Raw genomic sequence first — 17621 nt, 5'->3', positions numbered from 1 at the left:
AACAATACCCGATATATCTACTTTACATCATTTCTACCACAATCTTATTTCCAACTCAGATCAAAGTCTTGAATCTTGTGTCTTGAGTCTTGATTCTAAAACAAGCATCTAATGTCTAAAAAAAATGGAAAATAGAAAACTCATAAAAATAGCTACCGCCGGTTCAGTGGATGATGGGAAAAGTACCTTGATCGGGAGATTATTGTACGATACGGGTTCCCTGACTACCGATAAATTGGAGGCGATCGAGAAGACCAGCCGCCAAAGAGGATTTGATTACTTGGATTTTTCCTTGGCGACAGATGGATTGGTGGCGGAGCGGGAACAAGGCATCACCATCGATGTGGCGCATATTTATTTCAATACAAATAAAACCAACTTTATCGTAGCAGATACACCAGGGCACGTGGAGTACACGCGCAACATGGTGACCGGTGCTTCCACTTCTCAAGTAGCTATCATCCTGATTGATGCCAGAAAAGGAGTCATCGAACAGACCTTTCGTCATTTCTTTATCAGCAATTTACTACGGTTGAGCCATGTAGTGGTAGCCATCAATAAAATGGATTTGGTGGGTTATGACGAAGATGTGTTTCTGAAAATCAAAGCTGATTTCGAGGCTTTGGTGGAAAAAAGCAACTTCAACACTGAACAAATTACCTTTATTCCAATTTCTGCGCTTAAAGGTGAAAACATTGCTAAGAAGTCCTCCGAGATGCCTTGGTATGTAGGTAATACTTTGTTGGATCATTTGGAGGTTTTGGAGCCGGAAGATTTGCAGGAGCAAGCATTTGCCCGATTCCCGGTGCAATACGTAATCCGTCCTAAAACCGATAATTTCCATGATTTCAGAGGTTTCTCAGGAAAGTTGTATGGAGGCAACTTGCAGGTGGGGGATCAGGTGACGATCCTACCTTCCTTTACAGAATCCAAAATCAAATCCATTCAATTATTCGGTCAGGAGTTGGACGTCGCTGTTCCGGGTGCCTCCATTACCATCACTTTGGAAGATGAGGTAGATATCAGTCGGGGAGATATGATTGTCAAATCTTCAGAATTGCCTAGCTCTGAGAAAAGCATCACAGCCACCATCTGCCAAGTGAATCACAAGCCTTTGAGAATCGGTGAGAAATATACCTTGCAGCATGGCGTCAACCGGGTATTGGCAAGGGTAGAGTCCATCCAATCCAAAATCCAAACCGATTTCAGCGGGGAGGAAAAAACCGAGGCTTTGAAATTAAATGATATAGGCAAAGTGAGTTTCAAACTCAGCAAAGCGATTCATTTTGATCCCTACCAAGTCAACCGTTCCAATGGCAGCTTTATCCTGATTGATGAAGGTACACATGATACGGTGAGTGTAGGGTTTATTGATGCCAGAGTTTAGATGCGAGAAGCGAGTGAATTAGAATCAAAGCCTGTCCCGAGAATCGGGAAGATAAGAAACAAGAAATAAGACACAGTTCAATCATACTGTACCAAGTACCAAGACAGTTCGAAAAGAGATTATGTATTAAAAATTGAATATTTGGTTTACTTAGAAAATCTGCAATAAAACCAAATCGTAAACTCAGGAGAAACTCATACTTGGTATCCCGATACTCAGGACGAGCTATGGTACCTGGTATTGGCATAAATAATTACTCTACTAAACCTATAGATTAAACAAAAAATGGAAAGCTTTAGAACCGAGATTGAGAATCCCGTTGTCGAAAAGGACATTATCGAATTGGAGCGGAAGATCCGGCTTTTTCGGGAGGGGAAGATAGATGAGGAAAAATTCCGCAGCCTGCGTTTGGCACGTGGGGTGTATGGACAACGGCAGCCGGGCGTACAGATGATACGCATCAAACTGCCCTATGGCCGAGTAACGGGCAATCAATTGAAACGCATCTGTGATGTGTCGGACAAGTACTCGACGGGCAAACTCCACATCACTACCCGTCAGGATATTCAGATTCACTACGTGAGTTTGGATGAGACCCCTCAACTTTGGGCTGATCTGGAAAAAGACGATGTGACTTTGCGGGAGGCATGCGGCAATACGGTAAGAAACGTGACCGCTTCTGAAGTTGCTGGTATCGATCCCAACGAACCTTTTGATGTAACCCCTTACGCAGATGAGGTATTCAAGTATTTCCTACGGAATCCTGTCTGCCAGGAAATGGGGCGAAAGTTTAAGATGTCCTTCTCCTCTTCCTATGAGGACACCGCCCTTTCCTACCTACATGACCTAGGTTTTATTCCAAAAGTGAAAGTTGAGAATGGAAAAGAAATCAGAGGTTTCAAGGTCTTGCTTGGTGGTGGCCTGGGTTCTCAACCTCGCCATGCAGACCTGATCACAGATTTTCTTGCCATAGATGAATTGATACCGTTTATAGAAGGGGTATTGAGGATTTTTGACAGGCATGGAGAGCGTTCCAGACGTTTGAAGGCAAGGATGAAATTTTTGATCAATGAGATTGGGATTGATGCTTTTATGCAATTGGTAGAGGAAGAGAAAAAAGCCTTGCCATATAAAACCTATCCCATTGAAGTGGATGACTATGAGGCCAACAAAACCTTACCGAATCCGGAATTAGTAGAAGTTACCGAACCCCTTGATTTGGCTTATGAGCAGTGGAAATTGACCAATCTCATTCCACAAAAACAAGCTGGTTATGTAGCCATTGGTGTGAAAGTATTGCTGGGAGATTTTACCACTGCCCAAGCACGGTTAATCGCTGACTTGGCCCTACGGTACGCCAATAATGAAATCCGTTTTACGCTTAGACAAAATTTCCTGATTCGGGATGTCAAGGAGGAATTGGTTCCCCATTTCTACCAAGAGCTAAAGAAGATTGGATTAGCGGATTATGGCTATAATTCCTTGGGAGACATCACTGCTTGTCCAGGAACTGACACCTGTAACCTGGGAATTGCCAGCAGTACCGGGATAGCGCGGGAATTGGAAAAAGTTATCGCACGAGAATATCCGCAGTACCTTCAATCCAAGGATTTGACCATCAAGATTTCCGGCTGTATGAATGCCTGTGGGCAGCACAACATGGCGCATATTGGTTTCCAAGGCATGTCTTTGAAAGCCGGGAAAACGGTTTTCCCAGCCTTGCAGGTATTATTGGGCGGTGGCAATTTGGGGGATGGCAATGGGCGCTTTGCAGATAAAGTGATCAAGATTCCAAGCAAAAGGGGGTCTCAGGCTTTGAGAATTTTATTGGATGACTTTGCCCTACATCAAGAGGCAGGAGAAGATTTCCTTCGCTACTATGATCGCAAAGGTCAAATGTACTTTTATGATATCCTGAAAGGCCTGACTGATACCAGTACCCTTACTGAAGAAGACCAAGTGGATTGGGGCAATGAAGATGCCTACAAAGTGGCCGTGGGTGTAGGAGAGTGTGCCGGGGTGGTGATCGACTTGGTAGCCACCTTACTTTTGGAAGCTCAGGAGAAGTTGGATTTATCCAAAGAGGCCTTTATAGAAAACCGTTGGTCTGACAGCATCTACCATACCTATGCCGCCTTGGTCAATGCAGCCAAAGCCATCTTATTGTCCGAAAGCAAAAGCACCAATTCCTATGCGAATATTGTGAATTTGTTTGACGAGACTTTCGTGGAAACTGGCAAGATAGCCATCGAAGGAACGCTCAAGGACATCATATATCAAATCAACCAACAAGAACCTTCAGAAGCTTTTGCCAAGTCTTATTTTGAGGATGCAGGAAAGGTTTTCGAAGCCATCAGTTCTTACAGAGAAAAGGAGGTACTCGCATGATACAGCCCATCAAACCAAAAGTTACGCTCGTAGGAGCCGGTCCAGGGGATCCTGAATTTATCACCTTGAAAGGCGTATTAGCCTTGAACAAAGCCGACGTGGTTCTGTACGATGCCTTAATTGACAAATCTTTGCTCAAACATGCCCCTTCACAGGCCATCAAGGTCTTTGTGGGCAAACGGGTAGGCAAACATTCCTGTCCACAGGACGAGACCAATAGACTTTGTGTAGAATATGCGCTGAAGCATGGGCATGTGGTCCGGCTCAAAGGGGGAGATCCCTTTGTGTTTGGTAGGGGTTCAGAGGAAATTGACTATATAGAAGCCTTTGGTATTCCTACCGAAGTGGTGCCAGGCATCACTTCCGCGGTAGCAGTTCCAGCTTCCATCGGTATCCCTGTGACCAAACGAGGTGTTTCCGAGAGTTTCTGGGTCATCACCGCTACCACAAGCTACGGAGAACTCTCCCGCGACATCGCCATTGCTGCCCAATCTACGGCTACGGTAGTCATCTTGATGGGCACCAAAAAACTGAATGAGATCGTGAAAGCATATTCAGCGGCTGGCAAATCTGATATTCCCGTTGCCATTATCCAAAATGGCACTACCAAGGAAGAAAAATTTATTGCTGGAACCATAGGAGATATCCAGGCCAAGGCCCGTCAATCCGGTATTGCCGCCCCAGCGATTATTATTGTAGGAGAGGTAGTGAAGGAGAGTTATCAATTGAAGGGGGTTTATGATGAAGTGGTTCATTTAGGTAATTGAAATATCTAGGTAGCATAATAGATATTTATTGATATTGGATATTAATGGATATTGGGGCTTCTCCTTTTATTAGTAGAAATGCCCCCTTAAGTTGGAGGGAACCCAATATCATTATATCGCAAAGCTAATATCGACCAATATCAATTCTATTTCAACTCTATTTCAACTCTATTTCTACCATATTTCAATGGTAAACGCATCGTATTTCCTCGGAAAATCCAAGTCTTGCATCTTGCATCTTGATTCTTGTCTCTTGTCTCTAAACTCTCGTCTCTCGCTTCTCGCCTCAAACCATCTAAAACCATGAACCACTTATATCCTATTTTCCTCAAAGTTCACCAACTCAATGTTCTCCTTATAGGGGGCGGATTTGTTGCAACGGAGAAACTATCCTTTTTGCTCAAAAGTAGTCCTGAGGCCCATGTTACCGTAGTGTCCAAGGAATTCAATGAAGAGTTTTTGGAGCTGGCACAGTCTGCTTCCCATGTTACCCTCATAGAAGATGCTTACCATGAGAAGTATTTGGGGGGCAAACATATTGTCATTGCTGCCACTAATTTCCCTAAAGTCAATAAGCAGATTCATGATGAAGCCAAAGAGCGCTTTATTTTAGTCAATGTGGCCGATACTCCCGCTTTATGTGATTTTTATTTGGGTGGGATTGTAACCAAAGGAAACCTGAAAATTGCCATCAGTACCAATGGAAAATCCCCAACTACCGCCAAGCGATTGAGAGAACTCTTTGAGGAAATTCTCCCAGAGGAAATTGATGAGCTTTTGGAAAACTTGAATGCCTACCGTGCTACCCTAAAAGGTGATTTTGAGTATAAGGTCAAGGCGATGAATGAGATTACGGGGAAGTTGGTGGAGAAAGAAAGGGCTTAGTTTTGATAGTTTCTCGCAAAGGCGCAAAGGTATAGCTACTGCTATTTGTAAAATAACACTTTGCTTTGCGGCTTTGCATGAACTCTAATTCAAAGTAGCATTAAAACCATAACCGTAATTCAAAACCTCGTTTTTAATTTTTCGTTCAAGAAATCAATACCATCTTTTGAAAATTTGGGCTTATGAAAAAGACGATTTCTTACTTATTGATTTTTGTCTTGTTTTCTTTTTCGGTTCAGGCACAGGAAAAAATGGCAGGGCTACGATTCAATGCAGGCCTACCGATAGCTGAATTCCGATCAGAAGTTGGCAGTCAATGGTTCCCATCCCTCAATCTTGGATTCCTTCACCAGCTTTCCAATACGCCCATATACCTAGGAGGAGAATTCGGTTACATGCTTTATGGCACAGCCATGCACAGGAGTACTGACGTGATTAATGGTACGGATCAGCGGTTTAGGATCCGGAGAAACAACAATGCCATCCACTTTGCTGGCGTAATCCGGCTAATGCCGGACTTGGGTGTAGGTATAAGACCTTTTATTGAAGGCCAACTGGGTGCCATTCATACCTATACCCGTTCAAAGGTCAGAGAAAACAGGCTTGCAGAACCCATGGCCGCTGGCACTGAGGTCTATGACTGGTCTCACCTGTACCAATTAGGCGGAGGACTGATGATTCCCTTGGAAAAAGGAGGCGACACTTTCCTAGAACTGAGGGTGAATTATATGCAAACAGGCACCATGGATTTCCTTACCAGCCAAGATGCGAGCTATGACAATCAAGGGGCAGTCACCCTAAATACCCGAAATGCAGCTTTTCAACTGCTGAGTCCCAGCCTTGCTGTGAAATTTAGGTTTTGACACTTTGCAAGGCTCGTAAGGGTTTTGATCATCTTTTTCTTTTCGCCCATGACATGAACTAATACTTCAGATTATGTAATTTTTTTACGTTTTGGAATCAGTTCCTTGAATTCAAAGAATTGATTATATTCATTCATATTGGAATAAAACTCCTTCCCATAAGATCTGAAAGCTGACAAATGATTCTGCCCTAATACACAACACCATGATAAAAGACTCGGCGCTAATTTTCCTTTTTCTTATTCTAAATAGGGCTTGCTGAAAAAGCCTCAGGTATGCCAGCTTCAAAGCGGGCGAGTGAAGATGTATGCTTATACTTCGAATGAGCCCAATGAAGAAGATGGTATGCCTGAGGCTAGCCTGAAAATTTCGAATTTTGAAATTTTCAGGTGCACGCAAATCAAACTGGATCATTGAATAAGTTTGCACCTGCTTAAAAAGACAACGCTTAATAAATGGGGTATTCATCAAAATTTAAAGAAATTATTCTCCAATTGGCGTTTTTCAGCATGCCCTAAATACCTCCCTTTTATTTGGGCAACACCAAGTTTCAGGTCAAGACCAAATAAAAATTCTTACCCTGATCGATGAATATTCTAAGGCCAGGGAAAATCAGGATACTTTATTGCTCAAATCAATTTTGACAACAGAAGTTGATCAATTGGTTTCTTCTGGAGAATGGAGAACCGGGATCAGTGAAGCCATGTACGGCATGCAAAGAAGTTCTGCCAATAATCCTGGTCAACGTCAACTCAAAGTAGAAAAAACACGCTTATTAAATGAAACTTGTGCTATTGTGGATGCCCGTTATGAAATCATTGGTGACAATGAGGCTCCAACAAGAAGGATGTGGAGTACTTTTTTGGTCATCAAAGAGGGGGAAAACTGGAAAATCGCAGGAATCAGAAACATGATGCCAGCGAGATGATGAGAGCAGGATTAAGATTATTGAAGACAATAATGTTCTGATTGTTAGAATTCTGCACGAGAGAATGGATTTAAAATCAAAATTCCAATTCATGGAATAAGTTTAAATACCTATTGTCTCAGTCCCAAGTCCTTTCTAAATTGAGCCATCAACTATCCCCGCTCAATTGATGAAAAAACAAATACACTTCTTTTGGATCTTTTTCCTCTTAGCAAGCCACTCCCTTCAGGCCCAAACAAGCCCAGATCTCCAAAAACTTGATGCTTATTTTGAACAGATGGTGAAAGACTGGGATGTTCCTGGAGCCAGTATAGGCATTGTCAAAGATGGGCAACTGGTTTTTACGGGAAACTACGGTACAAAGACGGTTGGTAAAAATGAAAAACCCGATGAACATACCCTTTACGCCATCGCCTCCAATTCCAAGGCTTTTACTTCGGCTGTGTTGGCGATGTTGGTACAGGAGGGCAAACTCAACTGGAACGATCGGGTAAAAGACTATCTGCCTTATTTTTCCCTTTTTGATGATCCTTGGATCAGTGCACATGTCACCATCCGGGACCTCCTTAGCCATAGGGTTGGCCTAGGGACTTTTAGTGGAGATGTGATTTGGTACAAAAATGAAGGTTCTGCTGAAGATTTTATCAAAAGGGCTGGAAAGGTGCCTCAAGCCTTTGAATTCCGCGGAGGTTATGGTTACTCCAACCTAATGTATGTGACGGCAGGGGAAATCATCCGAACAATTACCGGCAAAACCTGGGGAGAAAATGTGCAGGGGCGTATCCTCAAGCCTTTAGGCATGGACAGGACCATTACCACAGCCAAAAATCTGGATAAAAAGGGAAATTATGTCACTGCCCATGGACGTGAAGGTGGCAAAAATTTCCCCATTGACTTTGAAGACTGGGAAAGTATCGCTGCTACTGGCGGGTTGATTTCTTCGGTGAGCGATGTGGCCAAGTGGATGATCTTCAATATGAACCATGGGATTATCGGACAAGACACCCTGATCTCCAGAGCAAACCGCAACCTGATGTGGACCATGCATAATGTCAATGTGGTGGACCATACCAAGCCAAACGACCTGGGCAGGCATTTCAGTGGTTATGGATTAGGTTGGAATATGGGTGATTTTCATGGAAAATTCATGGTAGGTCATACAGGTGGCTACGATGGAATGATTACCGCTGTGACCATGATTCCTGAGGAAAAGTTGGGGGTAGTTGTCCTGACCAATGGTCATCAAAGCCCCATCATGGCGGCTACCTATTATGCTTTTGACCAATTTTTGGGAACAGGAAATAAGGACTGGTCAGCAGATTTACTCAAAAGGAGTTTGGCCAACCAAGCCAATGACACCCGCATCGAAGACATCAAAAAATCCAGAGTTCTCAATACCAAGACATCCGTCTCTTCTTCGCAATTTACAGGAAACTATCGCTCAGACATCTATGGCAAAATCGAAGTTAAGGAAGAAAATGGCGCTTTGCGCCTGTATTTCGAAGATGCTCCAAAACTTTCAGCAAGTTTGAAACACTGGCATTACGATACTTATGAAATCATCTGGGATGAGAAACATGCCTGGTTTAATTTCGGAACCCTCCAATTCCTTCTCAATAACAAGATGCAGGTTACGGGCATGGACTTCAATGTGCCAAATGATGATATTTTCTTTGAAGAATTGAAACCCATAAAAACCAATCCATGATTAAAGTTTTAGGAATCCCCTTCGATAGCAACAGTTCTTTCCTCAGAGGACCGTATTTAGCTCCTCCCAGAATCCGTCTGATGGCAACCGAAGGCTCTGCCAATAACTATACAGAAGAGGGAGTAGAAATTATAGCTGGAAGGGATTACCAGGATTTGGGTGATCTTTCTTTTTCCAGTCAAAATTCCCAAAGAGCCTATCAACAGATCAAAACAGCCGTCAGCGAAGCCATAGCCGATGGCAGCAAACTACTGAGTTTGGGAGGAGATCATTCCATCGCTTACCCGGTCATTGAAGCCCATGCCCTGAAACATGGGCCTTTGCATGTGCTGCAGCTCGATGCCCATGGGGATTTATATGAGAATTTTGAAGGAAATCCTTATTCCCATGCTTCGCCATTTGCTCGGCTTTTAGAAAAAGGTTTGGTAAATTCTCTCACCCAAGTGGGCATCCGTTCCTTAACCCAGCATCAGCGGGAACAGGCGGCCAAGTACAAAGTCAATATCATCGAAATGAAAGATTTCACCATGGATTTTATTTCTGCTTTGGAGGGTCCTTTGTATATTTCTTTGGATATAGATGTCTTGGATCCTGCCTTTGCACCGGGGATTTCCCATTATGAACCTGGTGGAATGAGCAGCAGACAATTACTGGATATACTGCTGGCTATCAAATTACCAATCATTGGAGCTGATTTGGTAGAATACAATCCTATCCGGGACCATCATGACATGACAGCAATGGTGGCGTTTAAATTGATGAAGGAACTTATTGCTAAAATGGCCTAAAAACCATGGATATTTATTGAGCCAGCTTTCATCAAAATAATGATTTTTTATAAGTGCAAAATCAATAACTTATCCTATCATCAACCTTAAACCTAGATTATGCATGAAAAATAAAAAATCACCCCTTTCCAGAAGAGATTTTGTAAAAGCTGCTGCCCTAAGTGGCACAGGAATGATGATAGTACCCCGGCACGTTATCGGCGGTCCAGGATATACAGCACCTAGCGACAAGGTCAACTTGGGTATTATCGGTGCAGGAGGAAAAGGAAAGCAGAATGCCCAGGATTTTCTAAAAATAGAAAATGTGAATATTCCTGCAGTTGCCGATCCTGCCTACTACTGGAACCTGGCCGACTTTTACTACCGATCAGAGGCAGGTTTAGGACCTGTTTCCAATATGATTGAGACGCACAATGCCGCCAAGGGGGACAACAAGCGGGTGGTCCAACACACTGATTTCCGCAAAATGATGGAAAATTCATCAGATTTGGATGGCATCGTAATCTCCACCCCTGACCATACCCATGCCTACATCGCCTTGATGGCCCTGAAAATGGGCAAGCATGTGTATTGCGAAAAACCGCTTACCCACAATATCTGGGAGGCAAGGGAAGTAGCCAAGGTCACGAAAGAGACTGGCCTGATGACCCAAATGGGCAATATGGGCCATTCGACAGATGGTATCAGGGAGACTGTAGAGTTCCTGCGTGCAGGCGTCATAGGAGAAGTAAAAGAATGCCATGCTTGGGTACCTGCAGGTCGCTGGCTCCCGGGATTGAAGGGTTTACCACAAGGTCAAAGCACCATGCCTATAGGTTTTGATTGGGACCAATGGATAGGGCCGAGGGAAATGGTGCCTTTCCACAAAGATTATGTTCCTGTCACTTGGAGGGATTTTTGGGATTATGGCTGTGGCGCTTTGGGGGATTTTGGTTGCCATGACCTGGATGCTGTCACTTGGGCCTTTGACCTAAAGAGTCCAGATACAGTGCAAGTATTTCCTGCAGGTTATTCAGACAGTAAAATTGCTCCATATGGTGAGATTGGCTATTTCCACTTTTCCCCTAAAGGTCAACAAAAAGCCATGAAGATTAACTGGTACTCCGGAGGGTTGAAGCCTGACCTCCACCCTGCCTTACCCAAAGGATATGTTTACCCTTCAAGAGCCTCTATGTTTGTGGGTACCAAAGGCATCATCATCAATGATGGGGGCAACCGGAAACCACAGGTTTACCCGGAATCATTACGCAATAGCATCAAAGCTCCCACTCCCAGTTTAAAAAGGTCTAATGGACATTTCCAAGACTGGGTAGATGCCATCCCTAACAATGACCAAGCCTCCTCCAATTTTGAATATGGATCCAGATTGACTGAAATTACCCTTTTGGGTGTTCTTTCATTAAGGTTAGGTGGCAAATTAATCGAATGGGATGAGCAGAACATGAAAGCCATAGGTATTCCTGAAGCTGACCAATATATCAAAGAGCCCGTAAGAGCAGGTTGGGAAATGTAAAAGAATAAATGGCAGAAAGACCTATCATCAAACTGCAATGGTCCTCTATGGATAAAATCATGGAGGGCTTGGGCTTTTTGGCCCTTGTCCTCCTGTTGGTGCTTCCAATTTACTTCTATCCTGAACTTCCAGACCGAATTCCCAAACATTATAATGTCTCAGGACAAGTAACTGCCTATTGGGGAAAAGGCATGATCTGGATGATGCCCATTATGGGTTTGATCACCTATGCGGGCTTATTTTTCCTCAATAAAGTCCCTCATATCTTCAATTACCCTACTGAAATCACTCCTGAAAATGCAGAAAGGCAGTACCGCATGGCGACCCGTATGATCAGAACCTTGAATGTGATCATCGTCTGTACTTTCCTGTATTCTTCCTATGGTACTATCCAAAATGCACTGGGAAATCAAGTGGGTTTGGGAAGGGGTTTTATGCCGTTCTTCCTGATTACCCTCTTTGGGACAATTGTTGTTTACCTGATCAAGGCTTTTAAAAAATAAAGGCAAGACATATCATGCCATCGGTGGTACATCACTGCATTTTGTTTCACGCAGCGGCCACAACGATAATCGCTTCGACCGTCACCTGAACTTAATTTTTTAATGGGTTTTCATTCTATCACCTATCAGTCCTTCAGACCTCACGTGGTGGGTTCGGGATCCTTAACCTGGGGTTTTACCTCAGGCTGATACAGAGCGGCCATTCAGGCCTTACCTGATGGAAACCTGATCTTTTACCCGGGACGTTGCCCCTGGATAATACAACGTGGCTCTTCAGGCCTTGTCGGGAAATGGAATCTCACATTTCATTCTTCACTCTTCATTATTCACTCTTCATTATTAATTATTCACTCTCCATTCCCCTTGGCTCTTTTTACTTTTGCCTTGGCTCTTTTTCCTAACTTTTCACTTTCCCCTTCCCACCAACTCCTCCATCCTCACCACCGGCACATCCTTTCTGTTTAGATCTTTGAGCGGCTGAACTTCAGCTTTGGGATAGACAAAACCCTCATCGGTAAGCGGATACAACATCGGTGCAAGGTTCTGCACAGCTGCCTTGATTCCCTGCATGATTGCACCCATCTTGCCGGTTTGCTTGGAAAGCTTGGCCTCATTTTCAATCTCAAAAGGTCCATTGAATCCCATTTTCTGTAAAACCTCCACAAACCTTCTCCAATCCATGCTGTCACCCAGCCCAAAGCCAGGCAACGTTGCCTCATAATGGTGCCTATCCCATTCATTGGTGCTGTAGGGAATACCTGCTTTGGCCGCCCATTCCGGTTTCACCCGCTGCATCGGATACATATTTCCCCAAAACGGGTCCGGCAAATTGCGCGTGGACTTCACATGTATCCTTTTCAACCTGTTGATATCTGTGTGCTCGATCACCGAAACAGGATCGGTATTCTGCCAAATGTCATGAGATGGGTCATAGATTTCCCCATGGTTGGGACTCGGAATGAGTTCATACATGATTTTTCTTGCCGCCAAAACACCGGTCAGGTTATTGAAAGTCGTACCGTAACCTGAAGAGCGCCAACCCTCCATCGGGCAATTTTCATACAGCACCGTGACACCCAGGTCTTCCGCATATTTGATGATGGGTGCAAATACCCTCTGATACTCCTCCAGGTTCTTCTCAAATCCATTTTCCTGATTACCCAAATCATGGTTATAGCCTACAAACGTCCCCACCTTCACATCATTTTCATCCCCGCCCATCAAGTAAGCCATCCGGATCAATTTGAGTAAATGGTTTTGATTTTTGACCCTGTGCCCAGGATCTCCCCCTATAAGATTTTCAAAAGCACCTAATGATAAACGCAGTTGAGCAGCATTGAATTTGCTAAGAATTTCTTGAGCAGTTTCTGGTGTAAAATGATCATAATCCATATGTGTGGCCACAAAATCATCCCGGGTACCATCCTTTCTAAAGACACAGACATCCAGGCCTTGCACCCCTGCCTCATTTGCTTTTTCGATCGTCTGATCCAAATTGAGCTGATCAAAGGCGGAGGTCATGATCCATATTTGATTCATAGGTATTGTTTTTGATAAAGTTTAAAGATATTAAGCTAGAGGAGCATAAAAAAGGTTTCAATACTAAAAAGCCACCGCTTATAAAATGGAATGAACAAATACCATTGAAATTGATTAGCTTTAAGGTTTCAATTAGCAAAAATGACATGAAAAAAATCAAAAGTTTCTATTTATTTTTTCTGGGGATGATGAGCGTTAGCCTGATTTCCTGCGCAGAAAAAGAAGAAAATAGCCGCATTCAGGAACCAAGTCCTTTTGCCACAGTCTCCGACAAAATGACATTTAAAGTGGACACCCTTTACACAGAATTTGAAAGTCCTTGGGGGATGACTTGGCTTCCCGACGGCAGGATGCTCGTGGTAGAAAGAAAAGGTGAAATCCTGGTCTTCAAAGACGATAAATTTACTGGTGAAAAATTGACAGGTGTACCGGAAACCAGGGAGATCAACCAAGCCGGCATGTTGGATATCACCCTACATCCAGATTATGCCAACAATGGATGGATTTACTTGGCTTATTCCAGACCTGAGGGAGAAGGAGATGTTTTGGTAATTTCCAGGGCCAAATTGAACGGCAATGACATGCACAGTGTAGAGGAAATATTTGTCTGCGGGCCTGAATGGAAAGGCGGTAGACATTTTGGTTCCAGAATCATATTTGACAATGCAGGTTACCTGTACTTCTCTAATGGAGACAAAGGTTCCCGACCTACCAATGCCCAGGAATTGGATAATGATCACGGTAAAATTCATAGAATCAAGGATGATGGAAGCATTCCCGAGGACAACCCTTTTGTCAATACTCCGGGGGCAAATCCTTCCATTTGGACTTATGGCAACAGAAACCCTCAGGGTATGATTTACGATGCCGAAAATGACCGCATTTGGGCTGTAGAGCATGGCCCTAAGGGAGGAGATGAATTGAACCTGATCGAAAAAGGGAAAAATTACGGTTGGCCGGTGATATCTTACGGTATCAATTATGACGGTACCATTTTGACAGAATTGACGGAAAAAGAAGGAATGGAGCAACCTGTTACACATTGGACGCCATCCATTGCAGTATGTGGAATGACTTTAGTAACTTCAGACCGATATCCTGCCTGGAAGGGTAATCTCTTAGTAGCGGCCTTGGCCGGTCAACAAGTAGCGCGGGTAGAACTGGACGGCACTACTTATGTGGGAGAAGAAAAACTACTGGATGGCATTGGGCGTGTCCGTCAGGTATCCCAAAGTCCGGACGGTTATATTTATGCCGTTACTGAAGCTACTGGATTGATGATCAAATTGATCCCTCAGGGTAGTTAATCAAACAAATGATATTCAAATGAAAAAGCCATGTTGGAAACAGCATGGCTTTTTTTATCACACATTTCTAAGACATGATTCCGTTCAACATCAAAAAATCCAGAAAACCCAAGCCAGACCAACCGTATTGTAAATCACAAAAAAGAACAAAGTCAATAAGCCTCCATATTTGTATACCTCCTCCACACTAATATAGCCGCTACTGATATACAACACATTACAACTACTTCCCTGGGGAGTAATGACGGAAAAATAATTGGTGGCAAATAACAGCATAAAGGCCAGCCCGGTCACATAAAGCCCTAGATCTGCCCCTGCACTAATAAAAACGCCAAAAAGAGCCAACAAATGAGCAGTCTGACTGACAAATAAGTAATGAAATAGTACATAAATAAACACCAATACCAGAAAAGCTAAAGGTTTCGAAAGCATCTCAATCTCCTTAGAAATCAATAAGCCTACATGACTCATAAAACCCAAATCATATAAAGCCATACTCATAGCGAACAGAATCGCAAACCATATCATGGTCACCAAAGCCTCACCTTCTTTGCGAATGTCCGCGGGGGTGTAAACCCCTGTCAGTAAAAGCAAACCAAGACCTAAAAAAGCTGTTGCTGTGCGATCAATCCCAAATAACTCAGACAAAGACCAAGCCATCACCAGCAAAATAAAAATACCAAGTGTGATTTTTTCATTCCTACTCATTCCCCCTCTCTTTTTTAATTCTTCCTTTGCAAATGATGCTGCAGAAGGTGTGAATTTGATCTCAGGTGGATAAACTTTCAACAAAACCCATGGCAAAAGTAAAGCAGCAACCATAGTGGGGACAGAGGCCGCCAAAACCCAGTTGGCAAAATGAATATCAACACCATAACCCGAAACCATGGCAGCGCCCACTGGGTTAACAGCCATTGCGGTCAGCCACATTGCTGAAGATAAACCTATGCCTGCCATACTGGTAAACATTAGGTAACTTCCCAATTTTTTTTCTGTGCCTTTTTCGGGATCAGATCCATTTGCTTGGGCTACGGAAAAGACAATTGGAAAAAGCACACCAGAACGGGCAGTATTACTGGGGAATGCTGGGGCAATGAGCATGTCTGTCATCAAAAGACTGTAAGCCAGACCAAGAGCAGATTTACCAAAACGCTTAATCAATAACAAAGCCATACGTATACCTAGGCCTGATTTGACCATAGCCTTAGCGATCAAAAAGGCCATAACGATAAGCAACACGATATCATTGGAAAACCCGGAAAAAGCCTGGTCCGGAGATAAGGTCTGTGTAAAAACGGCTAAAACCAACCCAAGAACTGAAGCCAGTAAAATTGAAAATACCCGAAATACTACACTGAGAATGCTTACTATAAAAATGGTAAACAATTGCCAGGCCTGAGGATCCATACCTTCAGGCACAGGCATAAACCATAGGATGACGCCCAATAAAAACACGCCAAAAATCTTATACATTCATCATTTGCCTTTTAATCTTGAACAACAAAGATGAACTTTTGATCAAAAATGACAAGAAAAGTAACGAAAATCTATTTGCTGAAATTTTAATGGGTTTACTGAAAATGCAAGTAAAGTGTAATGGATTTTCTTCGAATATCTGAGATGAGATCTCTAAACCTAGGGTCAGTGGTTTCAGGCTTATAAAGGTTAAACAAACCATGAGAAAACCGAATTTCAGGCGAAAACTTGAAAAATTTAAAATACATATCGAAACCTACACCTAAATCCAATGTAATATCCCTTCCTGTACTCACTAAACCCTCAAAATCAGCTTCTTCCTGGTCTTTGGTCCTGAAAATATAACTGCCACCCGCAGTAAAAAACATCCTGCTATTATTGAAACGCTGAGCCTTGTACTTAAATAATAAGGGTAATTCTACCATGGTAGCTTCTGCCACAAATGTCTCTCGCCTTCCTGAAGGCTCAATGGCTGTCCCAACATCACCCATGAAATTGACGTCTGTTACGAATTCATAAAATCCGATTTTCGGCGTAAACATGAGGTTGAGTTGGTCGTGCAACCTCAAAATACCCAAAAACCCTAAGGAAAAACCCGCGCTATACACAGGAACAATGCTTTCTATATCTCCTCCCAAACCTGTAGAAGGATCGAGAAAAGCATCGCTATATCTTAGTCTAAAAGTATTGGTATGCCCTGCAAGAAAAAAACCATAAGAAAGTAATTTGTCGTCCTGACCTGCTTTGCTGATTTCACCATACCTGGCCTGAGAAAAGGAGGCATGACCTATAAATAATAACAAGCAAAAGGTTAGGCTTACTTTTCGCCCACATAAATAGAACTGATGCCGAAAGTTAAGGGTTTGCATTGCGTGTTTTTAAAACCTACCTTTTCCAATATCGCAAGAAAATCTTTCCCATCTGGAAATACTTGTACCGACTCTGGCAGGTAGGTATAAGCAGAATTGTCTTTGGATACTAATTTCCCAATTTGAGGCAGAATATATTTGAAATAAAAATTATATCCTTGCTTCATAGGAAATTTTTTTGGTTTGGAAAACTCAACAATTACAGTTTTCCCACCTGGCTTCAGCACTCGGTGCATATCCGAAAGACCCTTCTCGAGGTTCTCGAAGTTTCTCACTCCAAAAGAAACGATCACTGCATCAAACTTATTATCCTCAAACAATAACTTCTCTGAATCCCCCAACTGAAGGTCAATGATATGATCCAATTTTTTCTTTTTCATTTTTTTTCTGCCCTCAGCGAGCATCCCCTCTGAAATATCGACTCCGATTATTTTATCTGGATTCAGGGCCAAAGCCTCTATAGCAAAATCACCTGTGCCTGTAGCTATATCCAAAATCAATTTGGGTTGATCCTTTTTCAGGATTTTAACTGCCTTTTTCCTCCAGATGATGTCTATCCCTAGACTTAGGAGATGGTTCAAAAAGTCATACTTTTTGCTGATGTTATTGAACATCTCTGCTACCTGCTCCTTCTTTCCTTCCTGCTTTTCTTTGTATGGTACTACCGACATGGACGTTAAAATTTGTGCAATATTACTAA

The 17621-nt window shown here is 42.9% G+C and carries 15 protein-coding genes; 11 read left to right on the top strand and 4 right to left on the bottom strand.

Annotation, left to right across the window (positions count from 1 at the left end):
- The first annotated feature begins 124 nt into the window (after positions 1-124).
- The 10 genes from B879_RS04095 to B879_RS04045 all read left to right on the top strand — a co-directional run bounded on the left by B879_RS04095 (position 125) and on the right by B879_RS04045 (position 11730).
- On the top strand, positions 125-1387 hold the full coding sequence (locus B879_RS04095; protein ID WP_009183878.1) for a sulfate adenylyltransferase subunit 1: 1263 nt from the start codon (positions 125-127) through the stop codon (positions 1385-1387).
- Positions 1388-1672: 285 nt separating this feature from the next.
- Complete coding sequence (locus B879_RS04090; RefSeq protein ID WP_009183877.1) at positions 1673-3775, top strand: ferredoxin-like domain-containing protein; 2103 nt, start codon at positions 1673-1675, stop codon at positions 3773-3775.
- Entirely contained in the window at positions 3772-4542 is a 771-nt protein-coding gene (gene cobA, locus B879_RS04085) for a uroporphyrinogen-III C-methyltransferase (protein ID WP_009183876.1), read from the top strand. The genes B879_RS04090 and cobA overlap by 4 nt, the downstream gene beginning before the upstream one ends.
- Before the next feature lie 303 nt (positions 4543-4845).
- Entirely contained in the window at positions 4846-5427 is a 582-nt protein-coding gene (locus B879_RS04080) for a precorrin-2 dehydrogenase/sirohydrochlorin ferrochelatase family protein (protein ID WP_009183875.1), read from the top strand.
- Positions 5428-5609: 182 nt separating this feature from the next.
- Positions 5610-6290: a hypothetical protein gene (locus B879_RS04075; RefSeq protein ID WP_009183874.1), complete on the top strand. Its 681-nt coding sequence runs from the start codon at positions 5610-5612 to the stop codon at positions 6288-6290.
- Between the two features lie 493 nt (positions 6291-6783).
- Positions 6784-7218: a nuclear transport factor 2 family protein gene (locus tag B879_RS04065; RefSeq protein WP_040400215.1), complete on the top strand. Its 435-nt coding sequence runs from the start codon at positions 6784-6786 to the stop codon at positions 7216-7218.
- 169 nt (positions 7219-7387) lie between these two features.
- On the top strand, positions 7388-8926 hold the full coding sequence (locus B879_RS04060) for a serine hydrolase (RefSeq protein WP_009183871.1): 1539 nt from the start codon (positions 7388-7390) through the stop codon (positions 8924-8926).
- The gene (speB, locus tag B879_RS04055; protein ID WP_009183870.1) at positions 8923-9714 is read left to right on the top strand and encodes an agmatinase; all 792 of its coding nucleotides are present in this window, start codon (positions 8923-8925) and stop codon (positions 9712-9714) included. The genes B879_RS04060 and speB overlap by 4 nt, the downstream gene beginning before the upstream one ends.
- A 103-nt stretch (positions 9715-9817) precedes the next feature.
- Positions 9818-11227: a Gfo/Idh/MocA family protein gene (locus B879_RS04050; RefSeq protein ID WP_009183869.1), complete on the top strand. Its 1410-nt coding sequence runs from the start codon at positions 9818-9820 to the stop codon at positions 11225-11227.
- An 8-nt stretch (positions 11228-11235) separates the two neighbouring features.
- Entirely contained in the window at positions 11236-11730 is a 495-nt protein-coding gene (locus B879_RS04045; RefSeq protein WP_009183868.1) for a DUF1648 domain-containing protein, read from the top strand.
- A gap of 405 nt (positions 11731-12135) precedes the next feature.
- On the opposite strand, the gene B879_RS04040 is transcribed toward B879_RS04045, so the two are convergent.
- Positions 12136-13269 (bottom strand): sugar phosphate isomerase/epimerase family protein, encoded by a 1134-nt coding sequence (locus B879_RS04040; RefSeq protein ID WP_009183867.1) that lies wholly within the window; start codon positions 13267-13269, stop codon positions 12136-12138.
- Between the two features lie 146 nt (positions 13270-13415).
- Here B879_RS04040 and B879_RS04035 point away from each other — a divergent pair, with 146 nt between their 5' ends.
- Positions 13416-14576 (top strand): PQQ-dependent sugar dehydrogenase, encoded by a 1161-nt coding sequence (locus B879_RS04035; protein ID WP_009183866.1) that lies wholly within the window; start codon positions 13416-13418, stop codon positions 14574-14576.
- A 90-nt stretch (positions 14577-14666) separates the two neighbouring features.
- Here the strand turns inward: B879_RS04035 and B879_RS04030 are convergent, their stop codons facing one another.
- The 3 genes from B879_RS04030 to ubiE form a co-directional block, all read right to left on the bottom strand.
- Entirely contained in the window at positions 14667-16049 is a 1383-nt protein-coding gene (locus B879_RS04030) for a DASS family sodium-coupled anion symporter (protein ID WP_009183865.1), read from the bottom strand.
- 98 nt (positions 16050-16147) lie between these two features.
- Positions 16148-16855, bottom strand: coding sequence for a type IX secretion/gliding motility protein PorT/SprT (porT, locus tag B879_RS04025; RefSeq protein WP_306413689.1), 708 nt, complete (start codon positions 16853-16855; stop codon positions 16148-16150).
- Positions 16856-16869: 14 nt separating this feature from the next.
- The gene (ubiE, locus tag B879_RS04020) at positions 16870-17592 is read right to left on the bottom strand and encodes a bifunctional demethylmenaquinone methyltransferase/2-methoxy-6-polyprenyl-1,4-benzoquinol methylase UbiE (RefSeq protein WP_009183863.1); all 723 of its coding nucleotides are present in this window, start codon (positions 17590-17592) and stop codon (positions 16870-16872) included.
- Between the last annotated feature and the right edge of the window lie 29 nt (positions 17593-17621).

The organism is Cecembia lonarensis LW9, from assembly GCF_000298295.1.
Taxonomy (GTDB): domain Bacteria; phylum Bacteroidota; class Bacteroidia; order Cytophagales; family Cyclobacteriaceae; genus Cecembia; species Cecembia lonarensis.
The sequence above is the reverse complement of the archived record's forward strand: the minus strand, read 5'-3'. Positions and strand labels throughout refer to the sequence as shown.